Source organism: Paenibacillus pabuli NBRC 13638, assembly GCF_001514495.1.
Taxonomy (GTDB): Bacteria; Bacillota; Bacilli; order Paenibacillales; family Paenibacillaceae; genus Paenibacillus; species Paenibacillus pabuli.
The window spans coordinates 63,901-78,978 of record NZ_BCNM01000005.1; the positions used below are offsets into that span (position 1 = coordinate 63,901).

General features: G+C 46.7%; 13 protein-coding genes. 1 reads left to right on the forward strand and 12 read right to left on the reverse strand.

From position 1 onward, the window contains the following. Window positions 1-181: 181 nt before the first annotated feature. The 12 genes from PPA03S_RS08795 to rpiA form a co-directional block, all read right to left on the reverse strand. The gene (locus PPA03S_RS08795; protein ID WP_062321897.1) at window positions 182-3,349 is read right to left on the reverse strand and encodes an MMPL family transporter; all 3,168 of its coding nucleotides are present in this window, start codon (window positions 3,347-3,349) and stop codon (window positions 182-184) included. Next, window positions 3,346-3,804 (reverse strand): MarR family winged helix-turn-helix transcriptional regulator, encoded by a 459-nt coding sequence (locus tag PPA03S_RS08800; RefSeq protein WP_062321900.1) that lies wholly within the window; start codon window positions 3,802-3,804, stop codon window positions 3,346-3,348. The genes PPA03S_RS08795 and PPA03S_RS08800 overlap by 4 nt, the downstream gene beginning before the upstream one ends. 217 nt (window positions 3,805-4,021) lie before the next feature. Then, complete coding sequence (locus PPA03S_RS08805) at window positions 4,022-4,459, reverse strand: GNAT family N-acetyltransferase (RefSeq protein WP_062321902.1); 438 nt, start codon at window positions 4,457-4,459, stop codon at window positions 4,022-4,024. A gap of 63 nt (window positions 4,460-4,522) precedes the next feature. Then, window positions 4,523-5,509, reverse strand: coding sequence for an N-acetylglucosamine kinase (locus PPA03S_RS08810; RefSeq protein ID WP_062321905.1), 987 nt, complete (start codon window positions 5,507-5,509; stop codon window positions 4,523-4,525). Between the two features lie 120 nt (window positions 5,510-5,629). After that, the gene (locus PPA03S_RS08815; protein ID WP_062321907.1) at window positions 5,630-6,343 is read right to left on the reverse strand and encodes a class I SAM-dependent methyltransferase; all 714 of its coding nucleotides are present in this window, start codon (window positions 6,341-6,343) and stop codon (window positions 5,630-5,632) included. 17 nt (window positions 6,344-6,360) lie between these two features. After that, window positions 6,361-6,711: a hypothetical protein gene (locus PPA03S_RS08820; protein WP_062321909.1), complete on the reverse strand. Its 351-nt coding sequence runs from the start codon at window positions 6,709-6,711 to the stop codon at window positions 6,361-6,363. Between the two features lie 56 nt (window positions 6,712-6,767). After that, complete coding sequence (locus PPA03S_RS08825; RefSeq protein WP_062321910.1) at window positions 6,768-7,733, reverse strand: alpha/beta hydrolase; 966 nt, start codon at window positions 7,731-7,733, stop codon at window positions 6,768-6,770. A gap of 176 nt (window positions 7,734-7,909) precedes the next feature. Further along, the gene (locus PPA03S_RS08830; protein WP_062321912.1) at window positions 7,910-9,619 is read right to left on the reverse strand and encodes a sensor histidine kinase; all 1,710 of its coding nucleotides are present in this window, start codon (window positions 9,617-9,619) and stop codon (window positions 7,910-7,912) included. A gap of 13 nt (window positions 9,620-9,632) precedes the next feature. Further along, on the reverse strand, window positions 9,633-10,721 hold the full coding sequence (locus PPA03S_RS08835; RefSeq protein ID WP_062321914.1) for a cobalamin B12-binding domain-containing protein: 1,089 nt from the start codon (window positions 10,719-10,721) through the stop codon (window positions 9,633-9,635). Window positions 10,722-10,981: 260 nt separating this feature from the next. Beyond that, complete coding sequence (locus PPA03S_RS08840; RefSeq protein WP_062321916.1) at window positions 10,982-11,443, reverse strand: MarR family winged helix-turn-helix transcriptional regulator; 462 nt, start codon at window positions 11,441-11,443, stop codon at window positions 10,982-10,984. Between the two features lie 15 nt (window positions 11,444-11,458). Further along, window positions 11,459-12,058, reverse strand: coding sequence for a GNAT family N-acetyltransferase (locus PPA03S_RS08845; protein WP_062321918.1), 600 nt, complete (start codon window positions 12,056-12,058; stop codon window positions 11,459-11,461). Between the two features lie 24 nt (window positions 12,059-12,082). Then, window positions 12,083-12,754, reverse strand: a complete 672-nt coding sequence (gene rpiA / locus PPA03S_RS08850; protein ID WP_062321920.1) for a ribose-5-phosphate isomerase RpiA — start codon at window positions 12,752-12,754, stop codon at window positions 12,083-12,085. A 573-nt stretch (window positions 12,755-13,327) separates the two neighbouring features. Between rpiA and PPA03S_RS08855 the strand changes: the two genes are divergently transcribed. Beyond that, entirely contained in the window at window positions 13,328-15,070 is a 1,743-nt protein-coding gene (locus PPA03S_RS08855; RefSeq protein ID WP_062322276.1) for a methyl-accepting chemotaxis protein, read from the forward strand. Window positions 15,071-15,078: the final 8 nt, after the last annotated feature.

Below are 15,078 nucleotides of genomic sequence, written 5' to 3' on the forward strand. Positions count from 1 at the left end.
TCTGCTGTGTTGTAAATTCCACATATACAATTCCTATATATGGTATGAAAGAATCTAAGACAAGGCGCGGGGTGGTGTCCGTAGGCATACACATTTATTTGTCCGTTTCACGAATCGTTTGTACCAAACCATAAAGAAAGCCCTGCCGGGAATGCCAGCAGGGCTGTTCATTACGATATCATTACATGCCTAAATGGCGATCCGAATCAACCGAATCCGTCTGTTCTTTGTTTGGGAAGGGCCACCAGTTGGCACGACCGAACATTTTCACCATTACAGGAACGAAGAATGGCAGGAACAACAGAGAATACAAGATCAATCCACTGAGTACCACCGTTGCAATTTGCATCATCGAAAGAACTCCCGATGGATACATCGCGGCGAATGTACCGCTCAGAATAACAGCTGCGGACAAAATTACCGTACCCATGTTTTTCATCGCATACAGCATGGCATCTTGCACTCTCATACCCTTGTTCTCATTGAAACGATCCATTAGGAAAATACTATAATCCACACCCAGTGCAATCAGCATGACAAATCCGAAGAACGGTGTTACCCAGCTGATGCCCGAGAATCCAAGTATATTCACAAAGATTGCTTCAGTCAGAGCCATGGATGTGAAATAAGCCAGCAACAACGAGATAATCAGATACAGCGGCATAATCACCGAACGGAGCAGCAGGACCAGAATAATAAAAGTACCTGCAAGCATCAGCATGACTGTGCGGGTATAGTCATTGTTCGAGATTTCCTGCAAATCTGCAAACGTACTGGTAACTCCGCCAATCGCAATATCCGCTTTTTCAAGTGCACTTCCCTGTACCGCACGATGTACAGCAGCTTCGATATCCGGGACACGATCAATTGCTTCGGTCCCATATGGATTCTCGGCAAAAATAACGTCAACCGTCATCGTTTTCCGATCTTGGGACAGATACGTATCGAATACCTGAGTGAAGTCCTTGCTGTTCAGTGCTTCTTCAGGAACATACCACCCTGCCAGATCGGAATCAGGAGAGTTTTGCAATTGTGTCAGGTAATCCTGGGCTGAGTCGAGTCCACCTGAAACCTGTTCGATTCCATCGACACTCTGGTTAAGACCATCCGTCAATTGATTCAATTGACCACTCAGGTCCGAGAAGCCTTGTTGAATTTTCTCCTGACCACCCTGGAGCTGTCCAAGTCCGTTCTGGATTGAAGGGATTTCGCTAATCACTTTTCCCTGACCGTCAGCAGCCTGTTTGAGACCGGATTGAAGCTGGCTGATCCCTGTTACAATCTGGCCCAGACCATTGGCAAGTGCCTTCTGCCCGGATGCTGCGGAGGCAAAACCCTCATTAGCCTGATTAATTCCTGCTGCAACTTCACCCAGCTTGGTCTGAATTTGCCCCAAACCTTGAGCGAGCTGTGCCGTGCCGGTACCCGTCTCACCAAGTGTGCCTTTGATCCGCTGATAATCCGCATCTTGCAGCAAATCCGGATAGCGTTCTTCAAGCGCTGTGAACGATTCGTTCAGGCTGGTCAATGCTGCAGATACACCTGTAAGCTGTTGTTGCAGTTCACCGACACCATCACCCAGTGCAGCAACACCTGCCCCCGCCTGACGATAGGCTTGAAGCAGCTGATTGTTCGCCTGAGCAAGTTGATCTGCACTCGTTTTGGCTTTTTGAAGACCCGCTTTCAAATCACCAGCGCCCGCGGAGCCATCACGAATTCCTTTTTCAATCTGCTGAAGTCCTTCTGACAACTGTGTAATACCCGATTGCAATTGTGAAGTACCTTTGGTCAGTTCTCCAGCCCCATCCGCAGCTTCTTTAAGTTGTGGTTCATTTTTGCTTAACTGACTGCTGGCTTTGCTCAGACCATCACGGATCTTATCCAGACCCGTTTTACCTTCGCCCAAACCATTAGACAATGTCCCCACTTGTTGTGTCACTTCAAAATCCTTGATTTCATCACCGGTTGGACGTGTCATGCTGCGCACACCGGAGATCCCCGGCACCTTCTCCACTTCTCGGCTGATCTTTTCGGCTAGTGCCATGTACTTGGCGTTATCCATAGCTTCATCATTTTGAATTACGACCTGACCCGGCAGCGATTCACCTGGACCGAAGCTGTCCGAAATGATATTGAATGCTTTGACCGAATCATATTTATCACCAATTTCATCGAGACTGTTAAACGACAGTTTGCCGTCGTAAGTCGCCAGCAATGGCACACATACCGCTGCAACGATGAGCAGAGCTGCCCATGGACGTTTTAAAGAGAAACGGCCAGCTGCACCATAAATCTTGCTCTCGGCATGCTCCAACGAACCTTTGGATGGCCAGAACAGCCTTTTGCCCAGCACGGCCATAAAAAATGGAACAATCGTGACTAATGCCAGCATCATCACGGCAATACCGACAGCAACCGCTACCGCGGAACGGTACAGCATAAACTGTGCAAAACCAATGGCAATGAATCCAACCAGCACGGCGAGTGCGGAGAAGAATACCGTTTTGCCTGCTGTGCGGTAAGTAGCAATGATGGCATCCCACGTATTTTCATGATGAGCCAATTCTTCCTTGAACCGGCTGATGAGCAGGATGCAATAATCCGTACCAATCCCGAACATGACCGCCACCATAAAGATCTGAGTAAATGTCGATATAGGAAAGTCTAGTCCGTCCACAAGGAACGCGACAATTTGCTGTGAAACAATGTAGCTTACCCCTACGGTAAGCAGCGGAACAAATGGAGCGACGAATGAGCGGAATACAAGAAACAGAATGAGCAAAATAAATACAACGGTAATGTACTCCGATTTCTTAAGCCCCTCTTGGGAACTCTCGACCGTATCCTCATCAATCAAGCCTTTGCCGGTTATGTAATGCTCCACATGGACCGATGACAAAGCTTCATTAAGGTCTTCGCGCATTTCTTTGACTGTACGATCTCCCTGATCAATGGAGAGCGACGTTAAGATCGTCTTGCCATCGGCAGAGATCATTTTGTCTGACAATTCAGGCTGAGAGAAAGGTTCCAGTATGGACAGAATGCCCAGCTTCTCTTTTTCGGCCTCCAGTCTCTTAACGGCTTGTTCTGCCTCTGCTTTACCATCGGCACCCAAACCATCCGGATTATAAAATACAAGAGCCAGCTGGCTGCCCTGCTGCTCTCCCTTTTGGGCTGCAGCTTCGTCCAGAATGGCCGCTGCCTGCGTAGAGGAGTACCCGTCAGGAACCGAAAACTGTCCCTTTTCCCGAATCAATTCACTCATGTTAGGGGCGGTGAACATTAATACGGCGGCCACGACGACCCATAGCCCCATCAACCACCATCGTGCTTTCAAAATCGTTCTCATTCGTTTTCCCGTCCTCCTTCATGCGTTAGCAAAGCTGCCAGCTTCTCAAAAGATTCAATGAAATTCTGGACCTCTTCCGGTTTAAAATGAACCAAATATGGCTCCAGAAGCTGCTGTATTTCCTGCTCCGTTTCCCTGTATACTTCACGGCCATGGTCCGTCAGGGTCAAATACACAACTCTGCGGTCACGCTCATCCCCGGCCCGATGGACCAGATTCCGATCCACCAGCTTGTTGACCAGCGCAGTAATGCTGCTCTTGCCTACACACAGAAGCTCTGCCAGATCGGAGGGCGTACAAGACGGTTTCTCTTCAATCATACGAAGTGCACAGAACTGATCGGTGGTAATGGTTTGCCCCATCCGCTCACGTATCTGGGTATCGAACCGTTTGGTTACGAGAAAAGAGGCATCCAAATAGCGATTAACCAGGCTCTTGGCATCCGGTGTGTTCATCTTTCATTCTCCTTCCCTATTATATAGTTCACTTATCAAACTATTCTTTAATGAAACTATTCTATAATGAAACTATATTACAAAGCAATACGTTTTTCCTATGTTTTTTATGTATACGACAAAAAAACAGGACGTCCGACTCAGCTCATTTGCCAAATCCAACATCCTGTTATAGTTATGCTCTATTTGCGTTGCAAAGTAGTAGACAGCATCAAAACTATTCTTCGTCTGGCTCCTCGTCTTTTTCCAACACACAGCGGAACCGTTCCACACCCGGAACCAACTCGCCCAGACTATACACCACGAATCCCGTATTTCGATAAAACTCCACCGCTTCCACATCGGTCTCTGCGATCAGTCTGTCGGGGTTATATTGGGCCAGCACCTGTGAAATCATGCCACGACCATAATTTTTAAAACGGTTCTCCGGCAGAACTGCGATGTGGTGAATGGTGATCTCACTCGTTCCTGTACTTTCATATCCAATCAGACCGATCAACTGGCCTTCGTCTTCATACCCTTCCAAATGCAGCTCGTCCTTATCAACATACTGTTGTAACGCACGATTCAACTGATCCGGGTCCGGAAAGACGGAGTAGGACAGCAACTCCTGCACTTCCGGCTCCTGTATGCGTGATTTTAAATGAATTAACACCCTGATTCCTCCTATAACTTGCTTGATTCCGTTATCGTATTGTAGTCGTTAGACTTTAAAAGTTCAAGTCATATGCTGTTCCAACTCCGATTGGAGTACAGACGTGATACCCTCCGTTACCTGTACTCCTGCCAAATGGTATGCGTCCAGCAGTGCACCACCGACTGCCGGTAGATTGCTGGTTATGTACTGAATTTTTGGTCCTCCAAGTTTATAGGCTGCATCCAGCCCCTTTTGAACAGCCTCCACCATATAAGGTGTACGTAGACAACTTCCAGTGAGCGCCATGGGCACCTGTTGGTCATCAAAACAGGACGCAAGCATAAGGATACCCACAACAGCCGTATCCGCTGCCGAGTCACATACTCTGACTGCAAGGGGGATATTCTGCGCCGCTGCTTCGGTCACCAGGGGAGCCATTTGACCAAATTTCCGATTGATGGCCTGTCTATTTTCAGCAAAACCTGCTACGCCGAGCGCCGCAAGCTCTGGAATGGAAGTTACATTCCAATACGTTAATACACGATCGATCCAGAGTTGATCACGCACCTCATAACGTCCTGCAAGGATGGAATGTACGGTATCATAAGCCAAAAAACGTGCTGCTGTCGGTGCATAGTGCCCGAACTGATCATTGCGAATCCATGTTCCCTGTCCCGTTTTACCCAGAATCAGAGAACCTGTACCTCCAATGGCTACAATGCCAGGCTCACCTCCAAAAGCCGCCGTATGTGCGATATGGCTATCATTTACCGCGCTGATTTCGCCAGAGATCCCTGTTTGGGCGAGCAATGCTTCAGCCCAGAGCGTATCTTCAGGCTGATTCAGACCTGCCATACCTGCCTGAATGGAGGCAATCTCCTGTACTTCTAACCTGGCTCCTTGAATCACTTCAGCAATGCCTTCCAACACATGCTTTTCTGCATTGGTATCATGATAACGGTTGCAGCCACCTTTTTGCACATACGATAAAATCTTACCGTTCTCATCGGCCAAAGCTACACGTGTATGACTTCCCCCGCCGTCCATTCCGATCACATATGTACTCATTCTTATCCTCCATGTTCCCGTGTGATGATTTCCCATGTCCCATGATGCTTCTCATGATGATCCTATGAAGCTACCGAGGAATACGAATTGCCGAGACCTACTTTGGTCCCGGCAGACCTACTATTGCTTCTGTGCAGCAAAACGAAGCAGTTCACAACGGAACTGTGTCGGTTCATCATATTTTTCCTCTTCAATCGTTTGTGTCACATGTTCCTGAAGCAGAATATTCCAATCGGTATAAGCATTCTCCAGCAATGCGATAGCCTCCGCTGTGGGTAGATTCAATTCAATCAATGGCTCAATCTCCCGGCCCGTGTTGATTTCTTTCTCCTCAACACTCGTACTCATCGTGATACAATGAATGCCGCCTGTGCGGGTTCCTGCCTGCAATCGTTCAATTGCTCCCACCAAGGCTTGTTTATTTGAAACATGTTCGAGGCAAGAGCAAGCAGCAATATAATCAAAATGATCCGGCTTGACCTCGTAATGCTCAACATCGGCTTTCTCTGCTTGTACCATATGATCAACCTGATATTCTTTCGCATATGTGCGAAGTCCATCAACAGCCTCGTCTAGCAAATCCACCCCGATGACTTCACTGTTCGTTTCTCCGAGACGCTGTGCAATCGGAATCGTATGTCTCCCTACGCCACAGCCCAAATCAAGAACACGCAGTTCCTTTTTATGAGCCAGCAAACGCTCCAGCATGTCCATCACCATCGGCATAGGCCTCGACATCCAGGTACCCGACGCGAATAACTCATTATTCTGATAGAAGTTGGAATGGTAACCCGCCTCTGCTTTTCGTGCAGCCTCAAATTTCTCATTGCCCATAAAAGCACCTCCATAGCTTAGAATTGAATCGTCAATGTCCCCGAACCTGCGAAAAGGATAATCGTAAGAATGACCATGATCACAAATGCCCCGGTCACAAGTATTTTCCCTGTATCCCGCTTATACGCACTGTCATCAAATAACTTCACTCCGCCAATAGTCATGGCTACTGGAGGAAGAAACAAGGTAATGAGAACAAGTAACACAACTGAATATCGATCCAATACAGGTTCTTCATATTCTGTCATGTTTGGCTGTTCCGGGAGTGCAGTTTTGGTTGCAACCAGATTGCCACAGGATTTGCATTTGAACTCATCCTCTGCCATTCCTTTATGACAGTATGAACATACTCTGCTTGTACGTGGCATGCCCTTCCTCCTTCCAATCACACCTTCTACTTAATACCCACAATGCATCACAGGAATCAGGTATTTACAGAATCAGAATGCGACAGGTTCTTTTTCAAAAAAGACTGCAATACGTCCTCATATCGGGTACGATCCACTTGAAACGCTGTTCCATGACCTGCACGGGGAATGGTCAGCAGTTCCTTTTCCGTCGGACAAGCTTCATATAGCCTGTATACCATTTGTGTCGGTACGAACGTATCTGCCTCACCATGAATAAAAAGAACCGGCACTTGAACGTTGGCAAGCTGTTGCAGTGCCGAAGCCTCTCCGAAGAAATAGCCCGCCTTCCATCTGGAGATGAGACTGGTAACAGGAATAAACGGAAATGCCGGCAGTTTGTATAGCTGTTTGAGCTGGAAAGTCAACTCCTCCTTCACCGAGGTATAAGCACAATCAGACACAATGGCCCTCACCTGATGCGGTAGAGCTTCACCACCTGTCATCAGTACGGTTGCTCCTCCCATTGAAATTCCGTGCAGAATGATCTCCGTCTCGCTCCCGGCCTCGCCGAGAACCCACTGAATCCATTGAACATAATCTTTACGGTCCAGCCAGCCAAATCCGATGATGTCGCCTTCACTTTGGCCGTGACCGCGATCATCTGGCATCAGCACGTTAAAGCCCTGTTTTTCTGCATAAAAGCGGGCAAAGCCCGCCATTTCCCGACCTTTTCCGGAATAACCATGCGCGAGAATAACCGTGCGACGTTGTGATCCGCCCTTTGACGGAAGCCAGGTTCCGTGTAACTTTAAGCCATCATGCGATTCAATGCGAACCTCGACCGTGTGCTGCTCGTTAAGCCACGCCAGATCAGAAACACTACTAATAATCTCGTTATCTGGTTCGGGCATAAGATTAGGATTATCAACGAGAAATGATTTGGGAGCACGCCGAATGGCCGTTTTGAAGAAGTAAAGCCCACCTAACCCTAGTATAGCAAGAACAATTAGCATCAGAATCGCAAAGCCATATACGAACATGAATATCCCCTCTCTTTCAGTCAAGCCTCCACGTGAAACATATATGTATATATCCCATAAAGCGCAAAAGGGCTGCAATCCTAATCGCTACGTAAGACTGCACACCCATATATGTCTGATCCCTTATATTAAATAATTCTGATCCACGCCCGTTCTCCTGAATGGACCCTATCATTTTATTTGTTGTTATTAACTTCCTCCAATGCAGAACAGGCTTCCTTATACGCAGGTAACAACGCATCCAGTAATGGCTCTGCTTTCATGGACTGTCCTTCCTTGGCGAGTTGCTCGATTTTGGCAAACAACGTGGATAGATATTCAATGCCAAGGCTTAGGCTGCCAGATTTCAGATCATGAGCAGACTCCGCTGCAGCTACGTGATTGCCGGACACGATATGTCGCCGCAGCACTTCGATTTTGCCCGGTGTTTCGTCGCGGTACATATTCAGCAACATGCCAAGCAGGGTTGAGTCCCCCTCACTGCTTAACTCCACAATCTCACTCACGATAGCCATATTCAGCACCTCTTTGGACTCGGACGAATGCTGCCACTTCTGAATCATGTTGTTCAACGTTTCCAGCGTGAAGGGTTTGCCAATAAAATCATTCATCCCGGCTGCAATACATTTGTCCTTCTCTCCATCCATCACATTTCCCGTCATGGCGATTACCGGAACGGGATGACGCATTTCATCCTGTTCCATGGCTCTGATTTTGCGTGTCGCCTCCAGCCCATCCATCACCGGCATCATATTATCCATCAGAATCAGGCTATATTTTTTGCTCAGAAAGGCAGCAACCGCTTCTTCCCCGTTTGAGATAGAATCCACTTGGGTAATACCGAGCTTTTTGAGCTGCATCAGCACAACTTGCCGATTAATGACATTATCGTCTGCCAGCAGGATGGATACAGGAACAGGGATTTCAGTCCGATCCTGGCTCTCCTGTGAGTGGTTCTCATCATCTTCTGAAGATGCTTTACTATGCTCCGTCTTGCCAAGCGGAATCTCGAACCAGAACGTAGATCCCTGCTCTTCCTGACTTAGGACACCGATTTGCCCATTCATTAAGGTAACCAACGAACGGCAAATCGACAATCCAAGGCCAGTTCCCTCATACTCCTTGGAGCGCCCTCGCTCCGTCTGCGTATAGGGTTGGAATAACGTTTTCTGATCCTCTTCAGCAATACCAATGCCTGTATCTTCAACCTCGAATCTTATATGTTGGTAGGCCTCGCACTCTTTGACCAAGGCTGCCCGGATTCGTACAGCTCCCTCAGTCGTAAACTTGTTCGCATTCTGAATCAGATTCATCAGCACCTGAGTAATGCGGGTGGAATCACCTTCAAGTACAGTACAGATGCGAGGATCATAATCGAGCGACAACTGATTTCCGTTCTTTCTCACTTTCGGTTCTAGCAAACGAAGAATGGTTTTGAATATGGATTCCAGGTTCACTTCAGCGATCTCAAGTCGCATCTGTCCAGCCTCCAGTTTGGAGAGGTCCAGTAGGTCCTGGATCAGTTTAAGAAGCATTCTGGCAGCCTCCTGAATAACAGAGACAGATTTTTGCTGTTCATCCGTCAGAGGAGACATCTGCAGCAGCTCCGCCATGCCCAGAATACCGTTCAGCGGAGTCCGAAAATCGTGACTGATGACTGCAATGAACGAACTTTTGGATTCATTCGCTGCCACCGCTTCACTTCTTGCTGCTTCAAGACTGGCATTATTTTTGGAAAGCAAGCGCTGCAGAGTAACCAACTCATTATTCATCTCTGAGAACTGACCCAGAATTCGCTCTTCCTGCTCCTTGCTGCGGATGATCTGATCGGATAACTGTTCAATCGTTCTACGCAATGATTCTATCTCGCTGTGTTCATTAGACATTACATCATCTCTCCTAATCGCGAATCCTGCCCATATCGTGTACGAATGATGGCTGTGTCAACAGATACTCTGCAACTTCAACAGCCTCATCCGCTCCGGGAGCATACCCGTCAGCCCCAATCGTTCTCCATAAATCGGGATCAATATTAAAGGGGTAACCCCCTACCATAATTTTTACGTGTGCCGTTGCAGGATGATTACGAATGAATTGGATAAGTTCTTTTGCAAGATGAAGATGATACGTCATGGTGACTGAAATCGCAACCACATCACCTCGATGGCGCTCAATCGCTTCAACTATGCTCCCATTGGGAACATTGGCCCCCAGATAGTAGGTGTCCCACCCTTCCATCTCGAACACATCTGTGAGCATGCGCAGCCCAATTTCATGCTGCTCGCTGCCTACACACGCTGCAACCATCTTTTTCTCCTGACCGGCATCAGTCAACCAGCGAGGATACAACCGAGATATAATCGCCTGGGTTGCAGCAGTACAAAAATGCTCCTGTCCCACACTGATACGGTTGTGCTGCCACAATCGGCCTATTTCATACTGAACAGGCTGAAAAATGTATCGATACATATCACGAATGGCAGCCCCGTCTTTCAATTGTGCATCGATTATACGTGCAGCCTCTTTCCGGTCACTGTCCAGCAATGCACGTAGATATGATTTCGCTGCCACTCCATAGGGCATGGCGTCGTTAATATAACCGGGTAATGTCTCGGCTTGTTCCATTCTGAGGATGCCTGTGTCCAAGTAATCAAGCACAAGCGCCTTGGATGGATTGTCGAATTCTTCTTCCACGGTCTGTTTGATCAGATTCAGATTGATTGCCAGATCCTCGGTTGACACGTTATAACCCGCCAAAAGGACTTTTAGCCAGGAAATATAGTGGGTAAACAGATTCGGGCTCTTTACAAGCACACTCTCCGCCAGATAATTCAAACTATATAAAGAATCCTGCTTGGTACGCATTCGTCCATTTTCTCCAAAGCGTTGCATGAGATCCGGCTGCAAAGCATACTGCTTTTCCGTTATTTTATCAGCCAAAACCTCTGCCTGCTTCAATAAGTGTTCTCCGGCTTCTTGATGAGTCATCTATCATCCCTCCTCCTGCCACCGTCTCTCTCAATCTGTACATCCCTTGTACCGTCATAACAATGATTGAGGTCGGCCAGCTGCTGTTCGGGATATCGTTCGGATACCACTTTATATATTTATTATACATGAAACTATGAATGAGCCTAAAAGCAGTCCAGTGATGATTTACAACAATTTTCCTATATTCTGCAGGGTCCTGCAAGTGATTTAGCAAGGTCCCCTCTCTTTTTTTTCGACAAATAAAAAACCGACCCGCGCTATTTGCGCAAGTCAGTTTTCCCCTCAGCAGCGAGTCCAAGCTTCTTTAATAAACGAATCGCATCTGCTTTTTCGGATGGTTCCAGCCCATCGACCGCATCAATAATCACCTGATGGTGCTGAGGAAAGATTTGTGTAAACAAATGTCTTCCTTCCTCCGTCAATTCAGCGTATATAACGCGCCGATCTTCCTTGGATGCCCGGCGAAAGAGCAGGTTTTTATTCTGCAACTTGTCCACAACATACGTGATATTACCGCTGGACATTAATACTTTTTCACCGATCTTTTGCAGAGCCTGCGGTCCTTTATGGTATAACAAATCAAGTACGCCAAATTCAGTCGTATTGAGTCCATGACTCTGGATATCCCGGTTGGACCTGGATGTTACGGAATTGTATGCGCGGGCGAGAACCACAAATAATTGTAAAGACAGTTCCCGATTGTCCTCCTTGTTCGGCATTTCGATAATCCTCCATCAGTTGTTTACATTTCGACCTGCGTCTGAAGATCGCATCTGCTCCCATTCTTCGCGCAGCATTCCCATACGAATCGAATCATAATGCTTGCCATTCACGATACGGCATCTCCGCATGCGTCCTTCTACCTGTAATCCTGCCTTTGAAGCTGAACGCATCATTCGTTCATTCCCTGACCATGTTGTCAAACCAACCCGGGCCAGCGGCAGCTGCTCGAATAAATGACCGGACCACATCTGGAGTACTCGTGTGCCGATTCCGCGGCCCCATTGGGCTGATCGATATAAGACTATTCCCATTTCCAGCCACATGGATGGACGATGTTCCCAATAATAGCTGATTGTACCGACGATTCCGCCATTCATCTCAATAATACGAATGGAGTCTGGATCAGAGTTGCTCTGAGTCGCTTCAAGTCTGTTTAACATGCCCCGTTCGAAGTCTTCGTAGCTCTCATGTTCAAGGGCATAATAGGGTGCATCCCATTGTTTCCATTCCGGTACGTCTTCACTATAGATCAATTCATAGAGTTCAGTCAGATCCTCTTTCTCCACACATCGAAGAACAATTTCATCATCCACTAACGGGTTTTCCCTCATCTATGCAGCGACCTCCCTTTCCGTTCATGAACGATGACGCTCATCAATGCTGCCATCGTCCTTCGCAAGAATGACGGTGTCCGCCATGTGGATAAACAGTCCATTATCGACAACACCTGGGAGCATATTTAACCGAACGTTAAGCTCCGCAGCATGTTCTATGACTTCCATGCGGCAATCCGCAATGAGGTTTCCATTATCCGTAAGATAACGTTGATCCCCATCCATACGCCATTCGGGATGACATCCAAGCTTCTCCAGCGCTTGGAAGGTCCACTCTGATGCAAATGGAACTACTTCAACCGGAAGCGGGAATTGGCCCAGTTTTTGTACTGCCTTGCTGCCATCGGCTACAATAATCAGTTTGTCGCTGTTTGCAGCTACAATTTTCTCCCGCAAAAGGGCCCCACCGCCGCCCTTAATCAGGTTGAACTCTGGATCAACTTCATCTGCACCGTCAATGGTCAGATCCAGACGCCCAATCTGGTCGAATGGAACAATAGGAATCCCCCATTCTCTAGCGAGCTTGTCCGACGCTTCCGAAGTGGCTACGGCCTGAATGTTCAACCCTTCACGCACCCGCTCGCCAATTCGGCATATGGCATAATACGCCGTTGACCCTGTTCCCAATCCAACCTTCATTCCATCTTCAACGTATTCTGCCGCCCGCTCAGCTGCTATCTGTTTAAGATTCATCTATAAACCCCCGCCTGCTCATGATTTAAGAAATACATACTGTAATTATTATAGATAAAACCACTGCCGATGTATATCCATGCCTCCCTTGGCCCATTGGAAAAATGGGCTGGATTCTTTGCTTTCCATCGCTCAAAGATTTTGTTTATGTATGACCCATATTCATTTCGTTTTTTTAATGTTTGAGGATGAAATTTAACCCACCATGTTATAGAATACAGAAAGAAACTAAAAAATGGGAATTATTCTAAATAAACAGTTCTTAATACCTATATATTACTTCATATGTCCATAAATACGTAAAATATTAAAAAAGTTTTAACGAAACTATTCAATTTAACGACAATTCATACGACATATTAAGTATAGATGTGTTTTAATAATTAGACACCTATGGGTATCTAGGTAAAAATATCTCTACATAGCGACTACTAACCCAAGACCATGGTCGCAGATTACGCCTCTGGAGGGATCGCAACATGAACTAAATTGTTACACGAAAGCACCAATACATTCTCTAATTCAAAAGAAGATCAGGAGTGGACTTTAGTGAAATCATTAAGTTGGAAAAGCATGTCATTTTTCTCAAAAAATCTGTTACTCTCATTTACGAACATCATCATCATCGGTGTAGCTCTTATTGCCAGCAGCTACTATTTTCAAAAAACAATTCTTGTAGATCAACTGCATGGACAAGTAGAACAAATCACCAAAAAATGGGCAGAGGGTATCGACTCTACCGAGGTACAAGCAGCTATTGCAGAAGGAAATTACGATGGAAAAGTACAAACGAAATTACGTGCTTATTTTGATGAAATGCAACAATATTATCCCAACATTGCACAAGCCTACATCTTTGGTGTCGAACTTGGCGGAGATAACAAGCGGTTAACCTCCCTTGTCGCCATGCCGACCAATCTGAAGGAGGCTTTTCAAAGCGAGAATATAAAAATCGGTGATATGTATGAGCAGCCTGTCGTTGTGGCGAACGCGCTGAAAGAAATGTTGAATACCGATCGCCCAACATTCACTACATTTTATTCCGATGATTTCGGAACCTGGACAACCATTGCGTATCCTATCAAGGATAGCAACGGCAAGATTTACTCCTACTTCGCCATCGATGCAGACGCATCAGCGGTACCAGCCGGACTGAACAAATTGCTCAAGAACGGAATTATTATCCTGGTAGCATTCCTGCTGTTGTTCCTGATTATCCAATATCTTGTTGTCAAAAACACACTTTCCCCTATTCGTCACCTGATCAAAGGGATTGATGACGTAAGTCGGGGTAATTTGAATGTCAAAATTCCTACTGGAAAAGACGATCTTGGAATTGTAAATGAAAAGTTCAATGCCATGGTTCGCAAAATCAATGATACCATCGTCAAAGTGCAAATCACTTCACAAGAAGTCAACGCGTCTGCCAAGGAATTATACGAAGTCTCTGAGAGAAACAGCGAGAATGCGGATTCCATCAACAACAACGTTACACAGATCACGTCCAACATTCGAGCACAGGAACAGGCTACCCGGGATAGTGCCCGCGCGATGTCCGAGATGGCAGTTGTCATTCAGACTATTGCCAGCAGCTCAGCGAGCGTTGCGGACGAAGCCTATGAAATGGAACGCCGTTCACAACAAGGGAACAGTGTGGTCCGTCAGGTATCCGAACAGATGAATCTGATTACGGAATCTGTTAAAAACACCGCTTCTGCCATTCAGGTTCTGGAAAGCCGTTCTCAAGAAATTGGCGATATTCTGAATATCATCTCGGGCATCTCCAGCCAGACAAACCTGCTTGCATTGAACGCGTCCATAGAAGCAGCACGTGTTGGTGAGGAAGGCCGAGGATTCGCAGTCGTAGCTGGTGAAGTGCGTAAGCTTGCAGAGCAGTCCGAACAATCCACGAGCCAGGTTGCTGTACTGATCCAGGAGATTCAGGCTGAAATCAGACAGGCCGTTCGTGCAATGGAACAAGGTACCTCTGAAGTGGATACCGGACTCAGTGTAGCCGATCAGACCGGGCAATTGTTCGAAGAAATTCTGGAAGCAGCGAAGAAAGTGTCCAATCAGATTCAGGAAGTATCCAGCGCTACAGAAGAAATCTCTGCCGGTACCGAAGAAATGACCGCTACTGCGGATGATTTGTCTGCCAGTGTGAGCAAGACAGCTGACAATAGTGAACGGATCTCTTCATCCGTTGATGAGCAAAAAGCATCCTTGATTACCCTTGTTGATTCCTCTACTCGTTTGAATACCATGTCTGAGGAGCTGCAAGAACTGATTTCCCATTTTAATGTAAGCAAAATCTAATTCAATCC